Genomic DNA, 21,346 nt, shown 5'->3' on the forward strand with positions numbered 1-21,346 from the left:
TTCATCCCAAACGGGACTCGCTCGCACTCACGTCTATTTATGAAATGGGTTCTAGCCAAAGCCAGCATCTACGGGGGTTCCCGGCGCATGATGAGACGTTTTGTTCAGTTCGTGCCCAAGCCGTTCTCCTTTACAATGGCCGGGTTCGCGGCACGCCGCCGCCTCGATTGCGGTCGATGCGCGGGCGGCTTGTCCCATGTCCTCACCTTCCAGCACCAGGCTCGCTTTGCCCCTGGATGACCAGGGCATGGTTCGTGCATGCGCTGCACACCCCGCCCTCCCCGGGCTCCAGCAATCGGCAACCAAGGAAAATCGCAGATGTATCAATGGGACTTCGGCTCGCTCTGGCAATTCAGGAGCATCATCGGAATCGGCTTCGTCTATACCCTCTCCTACACCGTGGCCTGTATCGCTCTGGGCCTGCTGGTAGGTCTGGTGGTCGGGCTGGGCCGACTGTCTTCCAATCCCTTCATCTCCGCCCCGCTGCGCGCCTTCGTCGAAGTCTTCCGCTGCACGCCGGTGCTGGTGCAACTGGTGTGGTTCTACTATGCGCTGCCGGTGCTGCTGGGCATCGAGATGTCGGCGGGCATGGCGGCCATGCTCTCGCTGGCGCTGTATGGCGGCGCGTTCTATTCCGAGATCATTCGCGGCGGCATCGTCTCCATCGATGTCGGCCAGTCCGAAGCCGGCTGGGCGCTGGGCATGACGCGATTCCAGCTGATGAAGCGCGTGATCCTGCCGCAAGCCTTCAAGCGCATGACACCGCCGCTGGTGAACCAGTCCATCATGCAGTTGAAGAACACCTCGCTGCTGTCGGTGCTGGCCGTGCCGGACCTGCTGTACCAGGGCCAGATCATCGCCCACGAAACCTATCGCCCGCTGGAAATCTACACCCTGGTGGCGATCATCTACTTCGTGATCCTGCTACCGGCCACCATCTGGGCCAAGCGCCTGGAAAACCGCCTGTCGGTCCAGCACGGTTGAGGAGCAGCACATGAGCAACCCATCTTCCAACGCGATGAACGCGATGATCCAGATCAGCAATCTAAAGAAGTCCTTCGGCGAGCACGTGGTGCTCAAGGACATTTCCATCGCCGTGCCCCGTGGCAGCGTGGTGGCCATGATCGGCCCGTCGGGCTCGGGCAAGTCCACCCTGCTGCGCTGCCTGAACCTGTTGACCGTGCCGGACCAGGGCACGGTGCGCATCGGCGAGCGCCACTTCGAATTCAGCGGTCGCAACTCGCGCCTGCCCAAGGACCGTGAACTGGCCGCCTTCCGCGCGCGCACCGGCATGGTGTTCCAGCACTTCAACCTGTTCCCGCACATGACGGCGCTGGAAAACGTGATGGAAGGCATGGTCACCGTGCTGCGCACGCCCAAGGCCGAAGCGCGCGCCAAGGCCATGGTCCTGCTGCAGAAAGTGGGCCTGGCCGAACGCGCCGACATGTATCCGCAAAAGCTCTCCGGCGGACAGAAGCAGCGCATCGCCATCGCCCGTGCGCTGGCCATGCAGCCGGACGTGATGCTGTTCGATGAAGCCACCTCGGCGCTGGACCCGGAGCTGGTCGGCGAAGTGCTCAACGTGATTCGCGGCCTGGCGGCCGATGGCATGACCATGATTCTGGTCACGCACGAAATCGCCTTCGCCCGCGAAGTCGCCGATCAGGTGGTGTTCATGCGGGATGGCGTGGTGGTCGAAGCCGGCCCGCCCGCGCAGGTGATCGACCATCCGCAGGAAGCGGCCACGCAGGCTTTCCTGGCCCGCTTCAATGCCTGATCGTCCAGATCACGCGGCGCAAACCCACTGAAAAATGGCGCACAGAGAAATCTGCGCGCCATTTTTTCACCTGCGTTACGCCAGCGCTTTACTGCAGGTGATGCACTTCCTGCAAGCCATACACCGGCGTCGCAATGCCTTCCATGCGCGCCTTCAACTGCAGCGCCAGATACAGCGAGTAATGACGCGACTGGTGCAGATTGCCGCCGTGGAACCACAGCGCGGCTTGCTGCGTGGGCTTCCACATGTTGCGCTGTTCGCCCTCCCACGGCCCCGGATCCTTGGTGGTGGCCGATCCCAGCCCCCAGCACTTGCCGACCTTGTCGGCCACCTCGCGCGAGATCAGGTCGGCGGCCCAGCCATTCATGGAGCCGTATCCGGTGGCATAGACGATCACGTCGGCCGGCAATTCGCTGCCATCGGAGAGCAGGATGGAGTGCGCGCGGATCTCCTTGACGTCGACGCCGCTCTTGAGGCGGATCTTGCCCTCGGCGATCAGCTCGGAAGCACCGACGTCGATGTAGTAGCCGGACCCGCGCCGCAGGTATTTCATGAACAGGCCCGAATCGTCGTCGCCGAAATCGAGCAGGAAGCCGGCCTCTTCGAGCCGCCGGTAGAAGTCCGCATCGCGTTCGCGGATCTTGTCGAACACCTGCTTCTGCATGGACGGCAAGACCTTGTAGGGGATCGAGGCGAACAGCAGGTCGGCCTTGCCGGTCGTGAGGCCGCTGGCCACTGCGCGCTCCGAATAAAGATCACCGAGGGCCAGTTCCATCAGCGAATCGGACTTGACGATATGGGTGGAGGAACGTTGCAGCATGGTCACGTCCACGCCGTTCTCCCACAGGGCCGCGCAGATGTCGTGCGCCGAATTGTTGGAGCCGACCACCACCACTTTCTTGCCGCGATAAGCATCGGGGCCGGGATGGCGCGAGGAGTGATGCTGATCGCCCCGGAAGTTTTCCGCTCCGGGAAACTGCGGCACATTGGGCTTGCCCGACATGCCGGTAGCCAGCACCAGCTGGGTCGGCTGAAGCACGACTTCCCGGCCTTCGCGCTCGACCACGACGGTCCACTTCTGCGTGCTCTCGTCGAAGCTGGCGGACTTGCAGACGGTGCTGCCCCAGTAGTTCAGCTCCATCACCTTGGCATACATCTCCAGCCAGTCACCGATCTTGTCCTTGGGCGCGAACACCGGCCAGTTCTCGGGGAAGGGAATGTAGGGCAGATGGTCGTACCACACCGGATCATGCAGGCACAGCGACTTGTAGCGCTTGCGCCAGCTGTCGCCGGCACGCTCGTTGCGTTCGATGATGATGGTCGGTACGCCCAGCTGGCGCAGCCGCGCACCCAGCGCAATGCCCCCCTGCCCGCCGCCGATGATGAGGCAATACGGTTGCTGCTGGTAGCCCAGTTCACGCGCCTCCGCTTCGCGTTCTTCCTTCCAGGTACGGCGCTGCGTATGCACGCCATGCACCGCCCCGCGCGGGCGGTTTAGGCCCTTGGGCTCTTCGTGGCCCTTCAGTTCGGCGGCGGTGGTCAGCAGGGTCCAGATCTTGCCGTCGCGCAGGCGCAGGTAACCCTTGCCGCGTGCGATGCCGGTCTCCAGCAGGATCCAGCCCTGGGTCACGCCATCGGCTTGCGATGGCGTCTCATCCGGATCCAGGCGCAGCTGTATGGGTCCCAGCTGCGGCACTTGCGATTGCAGCATGGCGCGGATCTGGTCGCGGCCTTCCAGGGTCTTGATGTTCCAGGTGAAGGCGATCAGGTCGCGCCAGTAGCCCTCCTCCTCGAACAGGGCGGCGGCCTTGGCGGCATTGCCTTCGCGCAATGCGGCTTGCAGGGTTTCCAGCGTATGGGCAATGGCCTGGCTGGCGTTTTCTTCGGGCATGACAAGTCTCCTCTATCTCGACAATAGATCTCGTGGTTGGATGGGGGTGGCGGTTCTTTGACCGCCTGGATGAAGCCTGCAGCGCTAACGTCGATGCGGCGGCAGGATGCGGTAGCGCGCCATGCGCCGGTACAGCGTGGCGCGTGACATGCCCAGCAATTGGGCGGCGTGCGGGGCACGCCATTTGCATTCGGTCAGGGCGGCGACGATCTGGTCGCGCTCCTGTCGTTCATCGGCCTTGATGGCGTTGCCCTCGTCGCTGGAGGCAGCCGGTGTCGTAAGCGCATGCGCGCGGGCCGGGCGCAGCGCGCGCGATACCGGCGCGCGTACGCGGCCATAGAGCGTGGCGCCACCGTGCAGGCGCAACAGGTGCAAGCCTTGCAGGGCGCGACTGTCGAGCAGGCTTTCAAAGTGCAGGTCGAAGATTTCGTCCAACGGGCAGGGCAAGCGTTGCAGACCGGCGATGCACTCGCGCGCACGGCCATTGGCGGCGATGACGTTGCCCAGGGCATCGAAGGCGATGAGGATTTCCGGTTGCGCTTCGACATAGTGGCGGCTGCGATGCACCAGCAGTACCCAGGCGCAGGCCATGGCGTTGAGGAAATAGCCATCTTCGATCAGGGTGGCGCTTTGCTGGACGATGCGATTGACCAGGTTCTGGCTGTCGCGCGCATCGGGTGAGCGGATCGCCGAGGCATCGAGCACACCGATCAGTTCGCCCGCTGGCGAAAAGATGGGGGCGGCGCTGCAGGTCAGGGTGGTAAAGGCGGCGCGAAAATGATCGCCCTTGTGCACCGTGATGGGCAGAGCATCCTGCAGTACGGCGGCCACGCCGCAGGTGCCTTCTTCACTCTCGGACCAGCAGGAACCGAGATAAAGGCCGGCGCGCTTGAAATCCTGACGGCGTTCGCGGTCCACGCGATAGTCGATGGTGGTACCGCCGGCATTGGTGAGCATGACGCAGTAATCGGCTTCGCGCACGGTCTGGTGCAGCACCGACAGGCATTGACCGGATGCGCGCAGAAAATCCTCCTCGCCCTGCTGCACCTGGCGCAGTTCGCCGGAACTCAACACGCGCGGGCCCCGCATGTCGGCGGGGTCGAGGTGATGCTGGTCCAGTGAACGCAGATAGGACGAGCTCAGCCGTTGCAGGTAGTGACTGGCGGCGGGATCGGGCTGGCCATCGAGCAGACGGCGCACGCGGTCGAGATGGCTGACTTTCGCAACGTAGGGCATGGCGGCTCCTGGCGGGACGAGACTGCGCGAATCAATGCGGATCAATGCGGATCAGGGCGAAGACGACGGTGAAGCGATGGGTGATGTTGTAGCACAGCGTGCGCGGCGAGTTGTCCTGCGGCGCAGCATGGGGGGATGGTGAGACGCTTGTCTCACGGGCCGAGGGACTCGAGTGCATGCGGAGCTGGTGCGTTCATGTGGATGATGCAGAGGTGGCGACCTGCCAGCCGGCGGGAGAAGGGCCGCAAAAAGTCGAGACCCTCCGGCAGAAATCTGCCATGACCTCGACATCGGAGAAGGCATCGGGCAAGGTCGCCGTTCTCCCCTTTTCCCTGACTGGAGGCTCATCATGCGTACTACAGCCATCGCACCCTACGTGGTCAAGGCGCCCCCGAACAACCAGAAACCGATCGCGGGAAAGTCCCGGTCTCGAGCATCTTCACCAGCCACTTCCAGCGTTGTTCCAGGTTCGATTCGTTCACTCAAGGGATGTGTGACTGCGCCGCAGCATCCGGTGTCTCTGGCGGACATGGAGCTGGCCATTGCCCGACGCGGCGGAGCGCCGCAATGATCGGATTGGATACCAATGTGCTGGCGCGCTATTTTGCCCAGGACCATCCGCAGCAATCGGCCCGGGCGACCGCGCTGATCGAATCGCTGGACGCGCAGCATCCGGGCTTTCTATGCCAGATCGCCCTGGCAGAACTGGTGTGGGTACTACAATCTGCCTACAAGGTGCGCAAGCCTCAATTGGTGTGCATCATCGAGCGGCTCCTGATGGCCCCGGAAATCGTGGTGGAAAACACTGAAAGTACCTTGCAGGCACTGCACCGTTTTGCTGAGTCGACAGCCGGATTCGCCGATTGTCTGATCGAGCGATGCGGCCATCAGGCGGGATGCAGCGATACGCTGACCTTTGATCGCAAGGCCGCCCGTACCACCGGGATGCGCTTGCTCAACGACTGACGCGACGACCAGCAAGCCACCTCTGACCCGGTCACAAAAAACCCGCACGGCATCACCCGTGCGGGTTTTTCTTTGCGCCCTGTGCGGCCCGCCAGGCCGCCCGCCATTACAACGGAATCTGCGCCGGCACATCCTCCGGCTTCACGCCCGAGAGCTTCTCCAGGTTGCCCAGCACGGTCGGCTTGATCTTGCCGGCGGCGCGTTCGGCGGCGATCCACTTGTTGATGGTCTCGACCCAGGCCTTGCTCTCTTCCTTGGGCACGCCGATGTTGGTGGAGGTCGCTTCCAGCGGCTGCGGGACAGTCATCTTGCCCAGCGAGGGATTCTTCTTGAGGATGTTCAGGGCCAGCAGCCACACCAGCACCTGCGCATCGACGCGACCGGTCTGCAGCGCCAAGGTGGCGTCATCGGCCTTTTCCAGGCGCACGATGGTGGCATTCGGGCAGACCCGGCTGATCATCTGGTCGTGCGAGGAACCGATATCGACGGCGATCTTCACCTCCGGCTTGTTCAGGTCTGCCCAGGTCTTGTAGTCCTTCTTGGACACCACGGTGAAGGCATTCAGGAACAGCGGCTCGGAAAAATTGATCACCTCGCGCCGCGCCGGGGTCGGGTTCATGCCGAAGAACAGATCGATCTTGTGCGTCTGCAGATCCAGCACCGAATTGCCCCAGGTGGTCTCGGTGATGTCGAGCTTGACGTTCAGGCTGGCCGCCAGGCTCCTGGCAAAATCGATCATGAAACCGCCCCACTCGCCGCTGGCCAGATCCTTGTTGTAGTACGGCGCGGCACCGCGCACGGCGCCGATGCGCAGGGTCTTGGTGCGCTGTACGCGCGCCAGGGTCGGCTCGGTCGAGCCGGTCGCAGCGGCGGCCTGGGCAAAGACGTTGGGGATGGCAGTGGCGGCGGCAAGGCCGGCCACGCCAGTGATGAAACTGCGACGGTTGGTCATTCTCGGTTCTCCCTGATTTGGCGGATGGCGCCGCTGCCCTGTGGTCGGCAACATGGCGCACGGGTCTGCGGTCCGGCTTGGCCAGACCGCGTCGATGATTTTAGCCCAGCCGCAAGCCGCTCGCGCAGGCAAATGCCTGCTACGGACCTCACCAGGCGGCGCTCTCCCGGCAGGCAGGAAATTTTTTACGCCATCACCGATCGTGCGAGCTCCTGACATGGCTGTACGAAAATTGACAGCCAGCTCTCTTGTGCGAGCTTCATTGAAGATTTTTTTACAGCCACGGCATCCGGGTAAAACCGGGTAAGCCGCCGCCAGCGGAGCCTGGCGCGCGCGTAGGCTTGGCCTGTCGCGTTGATGCCGCAGGGCAATTCGGCGGAGCGCACGCGTCACGAGCATAACGGGGGATCTCATGCGCATTGAACGTCATCATCATCGCCGCAGCGGCAGCCTGCTCGCAGCCTGCCTCGGTGCCGCCGCTCTGGGCGGCTGTGCCAACTTCAGCGAAGTCAGCGCCGGGCGCGACGACCTGTACATGGTCTCGGCCACGGGCGTGAGCTACACCATGTCCATTCCGGCCCTGACCTCGGCGGCCCGCGAAAAGGCCAACGCTTTCTGCGGCAAGCAGCAGATGCGGGCCGACCTGCGCCAGCTCATCCGTGGCTGGCGTCCGATGCAGGTGGAGCTGTACTTCCGCTGCCAGCCCGCTGGAACCAGCCTGCAAGCTTTGCTGGACTGATCAGGCCGCTCAGGCCGCCGGGAGATCACGTGCGCGCAGCGGCAATCCATCCGCATCGAAGCCATCGGCCAGACGCAGCGCGGACACGCCCAGCGAGCTCACGGCATCGGCTGCATCCAAGAGAAGGGCCTGCAGATTGCCCTCCACCGCATGCTCCGACTGCGCCAACGTCGCCTCTGCACTGCGCAGCACGACTTGCAGCGTAGTCTGCTCGTCCTCGTCCACCAGTGCCAGGAAGGCGGTGGCCGCTGCTGCCTGCGCACCGGACTGTGCCAATCCTGCTTCCAGTTCGGAAAGCATCTGCAAGGTGCGGTACTCACCATTGCCGGTGTGCTTGGCGCCATGGAACAGATCCTGGTACAGGAAATGCAGCTGGCACTGCGCAGCCTGGCCGGATTGCCCGGTCAGACATTGCTGCATCAGCGGCGTGATCTCTTGGCTCCACTGGCGGAACCGTTGCGCGCGCGATTCGAAGTAAGCATCTGCGGCGGCTTCCTCTTGCGGAATCGCGTAGAAGGGATCATTCACGTCCTTGAGCGAAAAGCCCAGCAGGAAGCGCAGTTCCAGTGCCTCGTCATCGGCCGCAAAATGACTGGCCGGCCAGCCGCGCATGCTGCGCTCGATGGCCGGCACGCTCAGGATCTTCTTGTCGGTCAGGGAGGCGAAGGCATCGCGGTTCATGGCCTCCACTTCACTGAAGCTCAGGGCGTTGATCTCTTGCGGGTGGTAGAGGTGATGCACCAGTACCACGCGCGCCTTGGGGCTTTCCAGACCGGCCTGCTGGATGCTTTCGCGCAGGGCGTCGAAGGCATCGCCATCGGCCATGGCCAGGTCCTCGCGCAGGCCACCACGCGTGCGGGCCAGCAAGGGGATCAGGAAGGCATTGATTTCCAGTTCCTTCTCGCCCCGTCGCAGCACGATGATGTCGGCGCTCTCCTCGACCACCTCGCGCAGAAAAGCATGGCCGCGCGTATCGTCGTAGCGCAGCTGCTCCAGTGCTTCGTAGAGGGTGTCATCATCGCGCTCGCGCAAGGCATGGCGCACCATGCGCTCCAGTTCATCCTGCCCGACACGACGGCCCGCACGGTCCGGAGCATCGGCGGCGACGGCACTGGCCAGTGCGACCATCTGCTGCACCCGCAGTTCGTCCTCGTCCATGGTCTGTGAGGCGGCATGCGCCTGATGCTGGCGGCGACGCGCGGCTTCAGTGGAGACGTGGGTCTTGGGCTTGTCACGCAGCGGGCCGGCAGGCGCCGGCTTGGGAGGGTGCCTGGCCTGGCCCGGCGCGGGCTTCCTGGCTCCCGGAGACTGTGGTTTGCCTGATGGGCGTTTGGCTTGATTCACTTTTTTCCTCGCTCAGTTCAGCGGTAATTTGTCGGCCGCGCTGCGGCCCGGCAGCGTGGCCAGGAACATCCCGGCCAGGGCCACGGCGAAGGCGCCGGCCTGCAGCGCGGAGAGGCTTTCACCCAGCGCCAGCACACCGACCACGGCGGCCGAGACCGGCAGCATCACGGTAAAGACGCCAGCACGTGCAGCCGGCACCACCTTCAGTCCGGTCATCCACAACCATACCGTCCAGACGCTCGCGGCCAGGGCATAGAAGACCAGCAGCAACCAGATGTTGAGCGGCACGCTGGAGAAATGGAAATGCAGTGCCGTGTACAAGCCCATGGGGGTCATCAGCAGCAGCCCCCACAGGTTGATGACGGCGCTGATGCGCTTGGGCGTGAGGACCGTGGTCAGCTTCTTGCCGATGACGGCATAGGCGGCCTCGCACAGCACGGCGCAGAACACCAGCACATTGCCCAGCCAGGCGGTCTGCCCGCCAGGTGCGGCGGCAGCGCCGTGGCCATCCTTGGCCAGGGACAGCAAGCCGATGCCGATGGCCCCGCAGGCCACCGCAGCCCAGACGCGCAGGCTGATCTTTTCCTTGAGGAAGATCCAGCTCATCACCGCCACCACGGCCGGGATGGAGGACATGATCACGCCCGCCGAGACTGCATTGGTCATCGACACGCCGGTAATCATGCACAGCGTGAAGAGAAAATTGCCGAGGAAGGATTCGAGGAAGACCAGCCAGCGCGACTGCGTGGAGAGCGGCTTTTCATCGGCCGGCTTCTTCAGCCAGCGCAGCATGGCCACCGCACCGATGGCGAAACGCAGCCAGGCCAGCAGGAACACCGGCAGCAGCGCCGCCAGCGGCTTGGTCAGCGCGACGTAGGCGCCGACCAGGGACATGCTCAGGATCAGACAGCCGTAGCCCATGGGGCGGCTGGGGGTGTAAATCATGTTCGTCGAGACTCACAGGAAGATGCAGCGCTCACGTACGCCGCTGCTGAAATGGATAGGGCATTTTACCCGCTCGGATCTATTTCTCCTGAAACACCAGTCCACGCTCTTCTCGGTGAGAGTAGAACCCATTTCATCAATAGGCGTGAGTGCTCTGAACGCGCTTTCGACTATGGGTGATTTCTTATGGAAAGAAGACGCTCTGAAACAAAGGTCCTATTAGGTAGCGAGCGAGAAAAATACTCCCTGTCAATTTCCCGTTTCTGTAGCGGAAGGATCACGAGGAATTTCCCCTGAGGGCTGCCCTCAGATTCATTGTCGCGAAGGGTCTCTCGTGTGTACCACATCTCCAGGAATTCTCTTCTGCTGAATATTCGATTACCGAAACTCGAGTCGGCAAGCCACACGGATGTTGAATCGATTCCTCTAATGACCGAAAAATGATCCTGTCCCCTGTACTTTAGATAAACAACTACGGGAATTCTCAGCTGCGACAACTGGCTCCAGTCGGAAGCAAAGCCTTGCGCCTTATACCCGAATGTCGGAAGAACACGCGCCATATCGCTAAAACTCGCTTTCTTTTCGCCTTGGCCGAATGCGTTTAAGAAGTCTTTTTCGCTGAGCGATTCGCCATATTGCCCATTGAGTAAGGTAGCCAGAGAAGCTGAGCCGCAGGAGAAATCAAGCGCTTGCTTAACAATTTTCTCGTCGCGCATGCTCTTCCAACTCCGCACAGGCAGCGGAGCAAATTCGGTAGCCAAGGGCATCACTGCAAATTGAGCATAAGCGCTGTTCGCTAAGCTCAAGCTTGCAAAAAGGCATAAGGTTCCTGTCTTGAGCATCAGAACAAAACTCTTTCCACCAATGCTGCGAGCAATAGAAAAGCGGCTACAGTAACAGCCAAAAGGTCCATCGCTAAATAACAGGTCCCCATTTCACCCTTCTTTAAATCGCGGACAAAGTTTTTGATGAATTTCACAATAGCTCCAATGCGCGATTTGCCTGCCGACAAATCGCGTAACAGTTTTATTTACCTGCGCCAGAAACTACTAGCAAAATACGAAAGGTGATACATCGGCATATAAGCAGATGTGTTGTAGAGAGCATATGCTGCCGAAGTCGCCCCCGGAGCGAAATAATATGCCATCCAGATCCATGCTCCTTCCGTCTCCTGCATTTCCTTTTGGCTCAATGCCATAACTGCTAACTTTTGTTTTCCGTCCTTTGCAAATGCACTTTGCAGCTCACTCTCGGAGACTTGAAGATGCTGTGGCTTTTCGAGGTTATGGGCCACTTCCGCAAACGCGGTGGTAGTGACACTAGCCAATAAAGCCAATAAGACAATCCATTTTTTCATTTCGATTTCTCCATTTATAGCTGGGGCACAATTTGATGCAGAATCACGGAAACGTGTGCATCCACACCGCTCGTAGGTCGGCCCCATTGCGACCCGAGACATTGGACTTTAGCGAGAGATTAATGATGCTTTCACGGTCAACCGCATAGGCCACGCCCAACAACAAGTCAGTGCGTGTATGTCGGGCAGATTGCTCGATGCCGTTGATTTGATCTGGAAAGCGAAGGGTCCATTGCAACCCCGATGTAAGGCTTATCTTCTCGTTGACAGCAAAACCTAGCGAAGGGTTGAACAGGAGATAGCTTCCAGCTTTATAGGTAGCACCGCCCTCGTGGCGCGGCGCACTGTACTTGTAAGTACCAGTAGCGGCCAAGACGACTGGATCAATAGATTTGTAAGACGTGACACTGAGCAGCAGCGATTTGAAGAAGGATGCTTGGGAGTTGTATTTTTCGAGAGGCGCCGTTTCCGCAGAGGCTATGATGTTCTCCGAAAGGCGATAACCCCAACCAATCCATACATCACTCATTCCGCTGCCGGATGTCTGAGAAGCCTCGTTGAACTCTGACTTTCGGTAGGACGCAATAAACCAACTTGCACGACCGTAAATTTCCATTCCGTCACGAATGCCGTATTTCAGCCCCAGTGTTCCGACGCCAACGTCGCTGTTAACATTTCCGTCTGCGACCTTCGTGGGGACGAATACGAAGCTTGTTGGCCCCGTCTGTACCTCCAGATAATCGCCGGTTGATACCTTTTGTTTTTCTGCGTTCGCGTACGAGAGACTGACGTCAAGCCGAAGTTTTCCTGACGCGGTTAGCAAGCCTTCTACCGCCAAAGGGACATCTGCCCAACAGACAGCGATACAAAAAAATAGATAGGTGCCAAGCAGCACCTTCAGACGATGTTTGTATTTAAAGAGTCTGTGCATCTCGCCGATACCTCTAACAGAATCGGCAGAGCATACCGTCGTGATCCTGCTCACTTTAGTGAACAAGTGGAACAGAGACCTTTTCTCTGATTATTACGAAATCCTCATTGTCATATGCCAAAAAACTATCCTGAATGACATCAGCTTTCGTCATGCAAGGGGAATTTTGGATGTGACGGCCAGGCTGCCGACATCCCCTTTGAACGCGATCTCGACGTACCTTGTCACCTCTAATCCGTCAGTACGAGCTGGTTGACTGCGGCAGCGTACGATCTTGCTCGCGCATGGTGGTCGGCGACACGGCAAGCCCGGCCATACTGTGTTTTCAACCAGTATCGGACACTGAAATCGGTTAGAATGCCGCGACGTTTCACCTTACGTCTCTATCAAGAAATACCGCCATGCTCACCCTCACCGAACTCGAAGATGCAATCAACTACTGGCGCCAGCAGCGCCCGGCCAGCGGAGAGGAGTGCGCACTGTCCCCGGAAGTCAATGCCCTGGCGGGCCTGTACGCGATGATGATCTTCCATCGCCGCCATGAAGTGGACCTGGAGCAGATCGATGCCCAGGCACGCCAATTGATCGAAGCCTGGCTGGCCAGCTAAGCTGCGGTTTTTCGTACGCCCGCGTACAGTGACGGTCACTTCCTTGTAAGCGCGTTATCCTAGGGCCTCTGCAATTGCAGAACCTTCACGTTGTTGCCGGATCCACCCGGTATCCCTGAAAGGAAGAACGATGCGCAAGGATCAGGATCAGTCACCCCCCTCCCCACGCCGCAAGACCGCTGCCGCCGTGGCCACCAGGCCGCGCGTGGCGCTGGTGTTGCAGGGGGGCGGTGCGCTGGGTGCCTACCAGGCCGGGGTCTATCAGGCCCTGCACGAACATGACCTGACGCCCGACTGGGTGGTCGGCACCTCCATCGGTGCCATCAACGCCGCCTTGATTGCCGGCAACCCGCGCGAAACCCGCATCGCGCGCCTGCGCGAATTCTGGGAAACGGTGGCCCACCCCGACCTGTTCGACCTGCGCCAGGTGCCGGACACCCTGCGCCCCTGGGCCACGCGACTGACCACGCTGGACACCTTCCTGCGCGGTGCGCCCGGTTTCTTCCGGCCGCGTCCCCTGAACGCCTTCGCGCTGGGCCTGCCGGTGCCGCCCGACGAGGCCAGCTTCTACAGCACGGCTGAACTGGGCCAGACACTCTCGCGCCTGGTCGACTTCGATTACCTCAACGGCCCCTCGGGCATCCGCATGACGGTCTCGGCAGTCAAGGTCACCTGCGGTACGCTGGTCAATTTCGATTCGCGCAAGCGCCCCCTGGGGCCGGAGCACGTCATGGCCAGTGGCGCCCTGCCCCCGGGCTTTGCCCCGGTGCGCATCGAGGGCGAACTGTACTGGGACGGCGGCCTGTACTCCAACACGCCCCTGGAAGCCGTACTCAATGACGAAGCGCGCAGCAACCTGCTGTGCATGATGGTGGACCTGTGGCATGCCGACGGCCCTGAACCGCGTACGCTGGAAGAAGTGCAAACGCGCGAGAAGGATGTCACCTTCGCCTCGCGCTCGCAGCGTCACATCGACGCCTATCTCCAGCAATACCGCCTGCGGCGCGCTGCCCATGCACTCTACAAGCGCCTGCCCGCCGATCTGCTGACCCAGCAGGATCGCCAGATGATGGCCGAACTGGGTGCCGACAGCACCATCCACATCGTGCGCCTGGCCTATGCAGGACGCGACTGGAACATGGCCTCCAAGGACGTCAATTTCGCCAAGGGCTCGGTCATGTGGCGCTGGGAACAAGGTTATGAGGATGGCCTGCGTGCCGTCGCCTTGGGCCGGGCTTGCCCGTTCGGAGAAAGCGATACCGGCATCGTGGTCCACGACCTGCCCGGTGGTGATACCCATGTCCGTCCGGAGAAAACGGCCGACCGTTCGGCTTGATCGCGGGCAAAGCCGCAGCGGGCACGACGTCGCATAATCCCCACGGCACCCGGCATTATTTTTGTGCGACGCACAAATAACACTTGATTTCACCAAAGAAGTGCATAAAATAGGAATTGTTGCGGCGCACAAATCATGATTGTTAATTGATTCTGGTCGAAAGCCGCGCTCGAACGCCGATTGTTTTGATCGTCACGCTCGTCGGCAACTCATTTGTCATATCACTTAGGAGATGAACATGTTTTCGTACCAAGATCAGTTTTCCGCCGCTACCAAGGCAAATCTGCAAGCCCACCTGGACCTCATCAACAACCTGACCGCCAAGGCCTTCGAAGGCGTGGAAAAGATCGTTGAACTGAACCTGTCGGCCACCAAGGCGACCCTGGAAGAAGCCACCGCCGCCGCCAAGCAGCTGGCCGGCGCCAAGGATCCGCAGGAACTGCTGGCGCTGGCCGCCGCGCAAGCCCAGCCGGGCGCTGAAAAGGCCACCGCCTACAGCCGTCACCTGGCCGGTATCGTGTCCTCGACCCAGGCTGAATTCACCAAGGCGGCCGAAGCCCAGATTTCCGAAACCAGCCGCAAGCTGTCGGCCCTGATCGACGAGATCAGCAAGAATGCGCCCCCGGGTTCGGAGCAGGCCGTCTCGATCCTGAAGGCGACCCTCACCAACGCCAACGCTGCCTACGAGCAACTGTCCAAGAACTCCAAGCAAGCCGTGGAAACCCTGGAAGCCAACCTGGCCAATGCGACCAAACAGTTCACCGCTGTGGCTGAAAAGACCGTCGCTTCGACCCGCGCCAAGAAGTAATCTTCACTTCTGGCCGTAACAGCAAAACGCCGCCCCGGGCAACCGGAGCGGCGTTTTGCATTGAGTGATCCAGACCGTGGATCAGCGCATCAGGACTGCGCCACGATATCCAGCGCCAGCGCCTCGGCCACGCGGATGCCGTCGATGGCCGCCGACATGATGCCGCCGGCATAACCGGCGCCCTCGCCAGCCGGATACAGGCCCTTGGTATTGAGGCTCTGCAGGGTGTGGTCATCGCGCTTGATGCGGATCGGTGACGAGGTACGCGTCTCGATGCCGGTCAGCACGGCGTCGTGCATGGAGTAGCCGCGAATCTGCTTCTCGAAGGCCGGCAGCGCCTCGCGGATGGCATCGATGGCGTACTTGGGCAGCGACGGGTTCAGATCCCCCAAGGTCACGCCGGGCTTGTAGGACGGCTCCACGCTGCCCAGCCGGGTCGAGGGACGATTGGCGATGAAGTCGCCCACCAGTTGGCCCGGAGCATTGTAGTTGGCCCCGCCCAGTTCGTAGGCGCGGCTTTCCCACTCGCGCTGGAAGGCGATGCCGGCCAGCGGATGGCCCGGATAGTCGGCCGGCGAGATGCCCACCACGATGCCGCTGTTGGCGTTGCGCTCGTTGCGCGAATACTGGCTCATGCCGTTGGTGACCACCCGGCCCGGCTCGGAAGTCGCCGCCACCACCGTGCCACCGGGACACATGCAGAAGCTGTAGACCGAGCGACCATTGGACGCATGGTGCACCAGCTTGTAGTCGGCCGCGCCCAGGATGGGATGACCGGCACCGGGGCCGAAGCGGCATTTGTCGATCAGCGACTGCGGGTGCTCGGCGCGGAAGCCGATGGAAAACGGCTTGGCCTCGATGTAGACACCGCGTTCGTAGAGCATCTCGAAGGTGTCGCGGGCGCTGTGGCCGATGGCCAGCACCACGTGGTCGGCTTCGATCTGTTCGCCGGTATTGAGCGTCAGGCCACGGATCTGGCCGTCTTCGATGAGCACATCCTCGACGCGCTGCTCGAAACGGAATTCCCCCCCCAGCTTCTCGATCTTCTCGCGCATGAGCTGGATCATCTTGACCAGGCGGAAGGTACCGATGTGGGGCTTGCTGACATACATGATCTCGGGCGGCGCATCGGCGGCCACGAACTCGGCCAGCACCTTGCGACCATAGTGCTTGGGGTCCTTGACCTGGCTGTAGAGCTTGCCGTCGGAGAAGGTCCCGGCGCCGCCCTCGCCGAACTGCACGTTCGATTCCGGCTTCAACTCACGCTGGCGCCACAGGCCCCAGGTGTCCTTGGTGCGCTCGCGCACGGTCTTGCCGCGTTCCAGGATGATCGGGTTGAAGCCCATCTCGGCCAGGATCAGCGCCGCAAACAGACCGCAGGGACCGAAGCCGATCACCACCGGACGCTTCTTGATGATGGCCGGCGCACGGGTGACGAAGTGATAGGAGGTATCGGGCGTGGGGCCGACATTGGTGGTCTTGGCGTGGCGCGCCAGGACGGCCGGCTCGTCCTTCACTTCAACATCGATGGTGTAGTTCAGGGTGATGGCCGTCTTCTTGCGGGCATCGTAGCTGCGGCGAAACAGCGTGAAGGACACCAGCTCCTCAGCCGGGATGCCCAGGCGGTCGAGGATGGCGGCGTTCAATTCTTCTTCCGTATGACTCAACGGAAGGGTCAGTTCAGAGATGCGCAACATGTGCGGGGACTTTCAACAAGACTGGGGGTGCAGGAGGTGGCGCAGGCCACGATGGCCGGTGAGATCACGGCGCAAGGCTGCGCGAAAGGCGACATTCTACTCCAGCCGGGCAGGCGCTCCCAAGCGGCCCACGCCAGTTGCGCGGGTGCCACAACGGCGGCACCGGCTGCCGCCAGACAAGTTGCGTAACGCAATCATCTCGCGGTACATTGATTGCACTTCGCAACCATTACAGGATATCGCCATGGACTACGATGGCCTGCACTCTCCCCCGCGTGACCAGACCATCCGCCAGTTGCGCGAGCTCTCGCGCAAGCTGGTGCGTGAGCTGGGCTTCATGCGCAGCACCCTGGCCGGCAGCGACCTGGCGCCCTCGGCGGTCCATGCCTTGATCGAGATCGGGCTGCGACCGGGTCTGCAAGCGCGGGAGCTGGGCGAGCTGCTGTATCTGGACAAGTCCAATACCAGCCGCCAGTTGGCCAAGCTGGAGGCGCTGGGGCTGGTGCGCCGCAGCCCGGTGCCAGGCGACGGGCGCGCCTTCAGCTTGGCGCTCACCGAGGACGGGCAGGCGCTGCGCAAGAAGATCGACAAATTCGCCACCGATCAGGTCTCCGGGGCTTTGCGGCGCATCCTGCCGGAAGACCAGCAGGGCCTGGTGCGTGCGCTGGCGCTGTATTCGGAAGCCCTGTCGCGCGACAATCCCAATGCCGCACCGCGCCCGGCCAAAGGCGCGACGGTGCCATTGAGTACCGGCTACCAGCCCGGCTGCATCGGAGATATTGCCAGCCTGCATGCGCGTTACTACGCCGAGGCCGCCGGGTTCGGCGTGTTCTTCGAGCACAAGGTCGCCAGCGAACTGGGCGCCTTCGTACAAACGCTGCCCCATGCGGGCAAGCAACTGTGGACTCACATCGAGCATGGGCGCTGCCTGGCCTCCATCGTGATCGATGGCGATCTGCAACGCCGGCAAGCGCATCTGCGCTGGTTCATCGTCGATGGCAGCCTGCGCGGCAGCGGCGTGGGGCGGCGCCTTCTGGAACAGGCCATGGCCTTCGTCGATGCCCATCGTCTGGCCTGCTATCTGTGGACGTTTCAGGGACTGGACGCGGCACGCCACCTCTATCTGTCCGCCGGCTTCGCGCTGGCCGAGGAATCGCCCGGCCAGCAGTGGGGAAGCCGCGTGGTGGAGCAACGTTACGTGCGTCCGGCACGCAAGAGATGAGCGGAGGATGGCGCGCGGCATGTATCGCGGCATGTATCGATGTGCCGCGATTTGTTACCGGAATTGCTCGGTACGGAACGCGCTTCGGGATAGCCACACGGGCCAGCGCTACGCACGGACACAACTGGAAACACAACATTACAGTCTTAAAGAAGCCCGGCTCCTAGAGTGGTTTCACAGCGTGGCCCTCGCGGCGCGCGCTGCATCCACGCAACACCACCTTGCAGGAGCCCGACATGAAAACCAAGACCACTCGCTTAGCCTTCGCTCTTCTCACCACCCTCTGCGCCCTCGGCGCCACTGCGGCGCTATCCCCTGCCGCCCAGGCACAGGTAGTCGGGGTGGACGTGCGCATCGGCACACCGCCCCCCGCCCCGCGCTACGAGGCAGTGCCCCCGCCGCGCCACGGCTATGCCTGGGCGCCCGGCTACTGGGCGTGGAACGGTCATCGCCACCTCTGGGTCGGCGGCCACTGGGAGCGCGTGCGCCGCGACTACGCCCGCTATGAACCGGCCCACTGGCAACCCCGTGGGCGCGGCTGGGTCTTCATTCCGGGTCACTGGGTACGTTGATGGCCCTGGCTGAGTCCGCGCCGAAGCGGGCCGGGTCCAGCGCCGCCACCAGCTCGCGGGGCAGCGGCAAGGGCTCGCGCTCGAGCATCGCGGCCAGCAGCTCGGCCATCAGCGGCGCCCAGATCAAGCCGCGCGAGGCATAGCCCAGCAGGCCGTACAGGCCATCCTGCCCGGGCAAGGCGCCCACCAGCGGCAAGCGGTCCGGTGCGATGCAGCGCTGGCCGACCCGGCCCGCCAGATGGGCATCCGCTTGCGGCAGGGGCAGGTGCGCCGCGATCTGCGGCAGCATGTGCTGCAGGCGGGCCAGATTCCCGGCGTGGCTGTCGGCGCGCAGGGCCGGATCGTCGAAACGATCATAGCTGGCACCCATGCAGACTTGACCAGCATAGGGACGCGTGAGGTAACCATCGCCACACAGGGCATACGGCAAGTCGGGAAAATCCGCTGCCGCCAAGTGCGTCACCTGCCCGCGCACCGCCGCCAAGGGCAAGCCCGCCGCCTGTTGCAACGCACGCGCCTGGGCGCCCGCCGCCAGTATCACCAGCGGCGCTTGTGCAATGAGCACATCGTCGGCATCCCGTGCCTGCCACTGGTCGTCCACGCGAACCAGACGGGCGACGGCACGCCCGAAATGCGTGCGCACCTCTGCTTGCGCCTGCGCCACCGCCAGCAAGCGGCGGCATACCGAGGGCGGATTGAGCCAGCCCGCTTCCGGGAAGAAGTAGCCACCGCCCATGGTCGGCATGCCCAGCGCCGCAGCCGTCTGCTCGGCGCTCATCCAGCGGGCATAGCGCGGCGGATATTGCCACTGCTGCGCCCCCTGTTCGAAGGAGACCGCCTGCTTGGCATCGCGGCCGAACTGCAGAATGCCGCAGCGCTCGCCACGAATGGCCGTGCCCTCCTCCAAACCCACGCCGCCCAGATCGTCAAGACGCTGCGAAGCGAACAGGAAGGCTGCGCGCGTGAGCCGGGCCAGCGGACTGTCGTCACGTGCCAGCGCCGGCATGAACAGGCCACCATGATTGCCGGAGGCGCGCGTGGCGACCTGCGCCCCGGCATCGATGAGATCGATGCACCAGCCACGTGCCGTCAGCCGCTCGGCGGCGGCGGTACCGGCCAGCCCGGCACCGATCACCAGGGCGTGGCGCTCATGCACGGGATCGCGTCGCAAAGGCGTGTCGATCCGCGCCACGTGGGTGGCCGGACGTGCCCAGGCCGGCGCATAGCGCAAGGCCAGCGCACCGTCCCGGGCTTGTCCATGGAAACCGACCTGCCGCATCGCCGCCACCAGCGCTGCCTGCCCGGCTGCGCCGAACACCAGCGCCCGGGCGCCGGTCCAGGCCAGGCGCGCCAGCCGCTTGCAGGCATGCGCATGCCAGGGCGATGCGGCCGGGTCGAAGCGGGATGGATCGGCATGGAGGTAGAACAGGTCGACCGGCGCCTCAAGCCGCGCCAGCTCTTCTTCCAGCGCGCCCCACACCAGGGTGAGCGTGAGGCGCCCTTCATCGAGCAGCAGGCGGTGTGTGCCCGGCAGCGGCAAGGGCCATGCCGCGCGCAAGGCCTGTGCATAAGTCAGATCGGCATGCAGCGCCTCGGCCTGCGGCGGATGCGGCAGGATCGCGATGTAATGCAGGCGGGCCGCACCCTGCCCCAGCGCGCGCTGGCGGGCAAAGGCATGCCAGGTGGCGAAGAAGGCATGACCCAGGCCGAAATGCAGGTCCAGCACGGTGGCGCTGTGCTGTTCGTGCAGGCAGTCCGGCACCGGCTGCAGCGCCTGTACCACGGTATCGGCCTCGGCGCGCCAGGCAGCCAGCAGTTCCGGGGAGGCAAGTTGAAGAGGACGCGCAGGCATCTTGAAAAGCCCTGTGGATAAATCAGAGAAGGCCGCCATTCTACGCTCCCGCTTGCGTGCGGCATTGCGCCTTGACAAAGGGTAGCGCTCTCCCTAGTCTGGGCCCTCGCCGATCAACCAGCCCCGCAGCATGGCTGCGCAACGCCATGCTCGCCATCTTCAACATCGTCTTTCCGATCTTCTCGCTGATCTTCCTCGGCTGGATCTGCCGCAAGCGCCACATCCTCTCGGCGGGCGCGGCCAGCGAACTGAACCGCTTCGTGATCTGGCTGGCACTGCCGGCGCTGCTGTTCGATTCCATGTCGCGCCTGAAGGCGACCGATTTTGCCAACCTGCGCTTCATCGCCGTCTTCGCCATCGGCGTGGCCGTGGTGTTCCTGTTGACGGCCTGGCTGCGCCTGCGCCAGAAGGCGGCAGCGCCCGACGTCATCATCGACAGCCTCGGCAGTTCCTATGCCAACACCGGCTTCATCGGTATCCCGCTGTGCTACCTGGCCTTCGGCAACGAAGGCTTGCCGCCCTCGGTGATCGCCATGGTGATGACGGCCTGCCTGCTCTTCGCGGTGGCCATCGTGATGCTGGAGAGCTGTCTGCATGCCCGGGCAGGGTGGATGCAGACCGTTGCCAAGGTGGGCCGCTCGCTGCTGCGCAATCCCATCATGATCGCCCCCGTGGCCGGCATCATCGTGGCCTTGAGCGGGGTGAGCCTGCCCGGCAGCGTGCAGCAGTTCTTCAAGATCCTGGGGGGTGCGGCCAGCCCTTGCGCGCTGGTTTCGCTGGGTCTGTTCCTGGCGCAACCGGTACGCGCCGGCGATGGCGCACCGGTGTGGCTGCTGGTGGCCTTCAAGCTGCTGCTGCAACCGGCCGTCACCGCCGTGCTGGCTTACTGGCTGCTGCCGCTGCCACGCCTGTGGGCCGACAGCGCGGTGCTGCTGGCAGCCCTGCCCATCGGTACCGGGCCCTTCATGCTGGCCGAGCTGTACCAGCGCGAAGTCACGGCCATGTCGCGCGCCATTCTCATCTCCACCACGCTGTCATTGCCCACCATCGCCGTGATCCTGGCCTGGATTGCGCATCATTGAGCCGGATATGAACAAGGCCGCACAGCGATTG

22 protein-coding genes are annotated in these 21,346 nt (G+C 62.7%); 10 read left to right on the top strand and 12 right to left on the bottom strand.

Annotation, left to right across the window (positions count from 1 at the left end; all coding sequences use genetic code 11):
• Positions 1-318: 318 nt before the first annotated feature.
• Together ACODSZ_RS16935 and ACODSZ_RS16940 are read left to right on the top strand one after the other, a co-directional pair.
• Positions 319-984: an amino acid ABC transporter permease gene (locus ACODSZ_RS16935; protein ID WP_175344420.1), complete on the top strand. Its 666-nt coding sequence runs from the start codon at positions 319-321 to the stop codon at positions 982-984.
• A 10-nt stretch (positions 985-994) separates the two neighbouring features.
• Positions 995-1,777 (top strand): amino acid ABC transporter ATP-binding protein, encoded by a 783-nt coding sequence (locus ACODSZ_RS16940; protein WP_283810193.1) that lies wholly within the window; start codon positions 995-997, stop codon positions 1,775-1,777.
• 88 nt (positions 1,778-1,865) lie between these two features.
• Here ACODSZ_RS16940 and ACODSZ_RS16945 read toward each other — a convergent pair whose 3' ends face one another.
• The 3 genes from ACODSZ_RS16945 to ACODSZ_RS16955 all read right to left on the bottom strand — a co-directional run bounded on the left by ACODSZ_RS16945 (position 1,866) and on the right by ACODSZ_RS16955 (position 5,082).
• Complete coding sequence (locus ACODSZ_RS16945) at positions 1,866-3,668, bottom strand: NAD(P)-binding domain-containing protein (protein ID WP_488928104.1); 1,803 nt, start codon at positions 3,666-3,668, stop codon at positions 1,866-1,868.
• Between the two features lie 84 nt (positions 3,669-3,752).
• Positions 3,753-4,904 (bottom strand): helix-turn-helix domain-containing protein, encoded by a 1,152-nt coding sequence (locus ACODSZ_RS16950; RefSeq protein WP_175344422.1) that lies wholly within the window; start codon positions 4,902-4,904, stop codon positions 3,753-3,755.
• A gap of 31 nt (positions 4,905-4,935) precedes the next feature.
• Positions 4,936-5,082, bottom strand: coding sequence for a hypothetical protein (locus ACODSZ_RS16955; RefSeq protein ID WP_175344423.1), 147 nt, complete (start codon positions 5,080-5,082; stop codon positions 4,936-4,938).
• Positions 5,083-5,471: 389 nt separating this feature from the next.
• Here ACODSZ_RS16955 and ACODSZ_RS16960 point away from each other — a divergent pair, with 389 nt between their 5' ends.
• Entirely contained in the window at positions 5,472-5,870 is a 399-nt protein-coding gene (locus ACODSZ_RS16960) for a type II toxin-antitoxin system VapC family toxin (RefSeq protein WP_488928105.1), read from the top strand.
• 106 nt (positions 5,871-5,976) lie between these two features.
• Here the strand turns inward: ACODSZ_RS16960 and ACODSZ_RS16965 are convergent, their stop codons facing one another.
• Positions 5,977-6,822, bottom strand: coding sequence for a transporter substrate-binding domain-containing protein (locus ACODSZ_RS16965; RefSeq protein ID WP_008333817.1), 846 nt, complete (start codon positions 6,820-6,822; stop codon positions 5,977-5,979).
• A gap of 412 nt (positions 6,823-7,234) precedes the next feature.
• On the opposite strand from ACODSZ_RS16965, the gene ACODSZ_RS16970 reads away from it, so the two are divergent.
• Positions 7,235-7,561, top strand: a complete 327-nt coding sequence (locus ACODSZ_RS16970) for a hypothetical protein (RefSeq protein WP_175344425.1) — start codon at positions 7,235-7,237, stop codon at positions 7,559-7,561.
• Positions 7,562-7,570: 9 nt separating this feature from the next.
• Here ACODSZ_RS16970 and ACODSZ_RS16975 read toward each other — a convergent pair whose 3' ends face one another.
• The 6 genes from ACODSZ_RS16975 to ACODSZ_RS17000 form a co-directional block, all read right to left on the bottom strand.
• Entirely contained in the window at positions 7,571-8,905 is a 1,335-nt protein-coding gene (locus tag ACODSZ_RS16975) for a DUF2863 family protein (RefSeq protein ID WP_488928106.1), read from the bottom strand.
• A gap of 12 nt (positions 8,906-8,917) precedes the next feature.
• Positions 8,918-9,850, bottom strand: a complete 933-nt coding sequence (locus ACODSZ_RS16980) for a DMT family transporter (RefSeq protein WP_488928107.1) — start codon at positions 9,848-9,850, stop codon at positions 8,918-8,920.
• Between the two features lie 170 nt (positions 9,851-10,020).
• A complete protein-coding gene (locus tag ACODSZ_RS16985) occupies positions 10,021-10,692 on the bottom strand; it encodes a C39 family peptidase (RefSeq protein ID WP_488928108.1) in 672 nt (223 codons plus the stop codon).
• A complete protein-coding gene (locus tag ACODSZ_RS16990; RefSeq protein WP_488928109.1) occupies positions 10,692-10,829 on the bottom strand; it encodes a hypothetical protein in 138 nt (45 codons plus the stop codon). Before ACODSZ_RS16990 ends, ACODSZ_RS16985 begins: the two co-directional genes overlap by 1 nt.
• Before the next feature lie 51 nt (positions 10,830-10,880).
• On the bottom strand, positions 10,881-11,207 hold the full coding sequence (locus ACODSZ_RS16995; protein WP_488928110.1) for a hypothetical protein: 327 nt from the start codon (positions 11,205-11,207) through the stop codon (positions 10,881-10,883).
• A 43-nt stretch (positions 11,208-11,250) separates the two neighbouring features.
• Positions 11,251-12,138 carry a hypothetical protein gene (locus tag ACODSZ_RS17000; RefSeq protein WP_488928111.1) on the bottom strand — a complete coding sequence of 296 codons (888 nt, stop codon included), beginning with the start codon at positions 12,136-12,138 and terminating at the stop codon, positions 11,251-11,253.
• A gap of 401 nt (positions 12,139-12,539) precedes the next feature.
• Here ACODSZ_RS17000 and ACODSZ_RS17005 point away from each other — a divergent pair, with 401 nt between their 5' ends.
• The 3 genes from ACODSZ_RS17005 (at position 12,540) to phaP (ending at position 14,890) form a co-directional block, all read left to right on the top strand.
• The gene (locus ACODSZ_RS17005; RefSeq protein ID WP_008333821.1) at positions 12,540-12,746 is read left to right on the top strand and encodes a DUF3717 domain-containing protein; all 207 of its coding nucleotides are present in this window, start codon (positions 12,540-12,542) and stop codon (positions 12,744-12,746) included.
• Between the two features lie 130 nt (positions 12,747-12,876).
• A complete protein-coding gene (locus ACODSZ_RS17010) occupies positions 12,877-14,082 on the top strand; it encodes a patatin-like phospholipase family protein (RefSeq protein ID WP_008333822.1) in 1,206 nt (401 codons plus the stop codon).
• 238 nt (positions 14,083-14,320) lie between these two features.
• Positions 14,321-14,890: a TIGR01841 family phasin gene (gene phaP, locus ACODSZ_RS17015; RefSeq protein WP_008333823.1), complete on the top strand. Its 570-nt coding sequence runs from the start codon at positions 14,321-14,323 to the stop codon at positions 14,888-14,890.
• 89 nt (positions 14,891-14,979) lie between these two features.
• On the opposite strand, the gene ACODSZ_RS17020 is transcribed toward phaP, so the two are convergent.
• Positions 14,980-16,587: an NAD(P)/FAD-dependent oxidoreductase gene (locus tag ACODSZ_RS17020; RefSeq protein ID WP_488928112.1), complete on the bottom strand. Its 1,608-nt coding sequence runs from the start codon at positions 16,585-16,587 to the stop codon at positions 14,980-14,982.
• 244 nt (positions 16,588-16,831) lie between these two features.
• Here ACODSZ_RS17020 and ACODSZ_RS17025 point away from each other — a divergent pair, with 244 nt between their 5' ends.
• Complete coding sequence (locus ACODSZ_RS17025) at positions 16,832-17,809, top strand: helix-turn-helix domain-containing GNAT family N-acetyltransferase (RefSeq protein WP_008333827.1); 978 nt, start codon at positions 16,832-16,834, stop codon at positions 17,807-17,809.
• Positions 17,810-18,156: 347 nt separating this feature from the next.
• The gene (locus tag ACODSZ_RS17030) at positions 18,157-18,381 is read left to right on the top strand and encodes a YXWGXW repeat-containing protein (RefSeq protein WP_349627570.1); all 225 of its coding nucleotides are present in this window, start codon (positions 18,157-18,159) and stop codon (positions 18,379-18,381) included.
• Here ACODSZ_RS17030 and mnmC1 read toward each other — a convergent pair.
• Positions 18,356-20,233 carry an FAD-dependent 5-carboxymethylaminomethyl-2-thiouridine(34) oxidoreductase MnmC1 gene (mnmC1, locus tag ACODSZ_RS17035; RefSeq protein WP_488928113.1) on the bottom strand — a complete coding sequence of 626 codons (1,878 nt, stop codon included), beginning with the start codon at positions 20,231-20,233 and terminating at the stop codon, positions 18,356-18,358. The two genes, ACODSZ_RS17030 and mnmC1, sit on opposite strands and share 26 nt — an antisense overlap.
• A 146-nt stretch (positions 20,234-20,379) precedes the next feature.
• Here mnmC1 and ACODSZ_RS17040 point away from each other — a divergent pair, with 146 nt between their 5' ends.
• Positions 20,380-21,315 (top strand): AEC family transporter, encoded by a 936-nt coding sequence (locus tag ACODSZ_RS17040; RefSeq protein ID WP_008333833.1) that lies wholly within the window; start codon positions 20,380-20,382, stop codon positions 21,313-21,315.
• Positions 21,316-21,346 lie beyond the last annotated feature (31 nt).

The organism is Herbaspirillum sp. FG34, assembly GCF_057809315.1.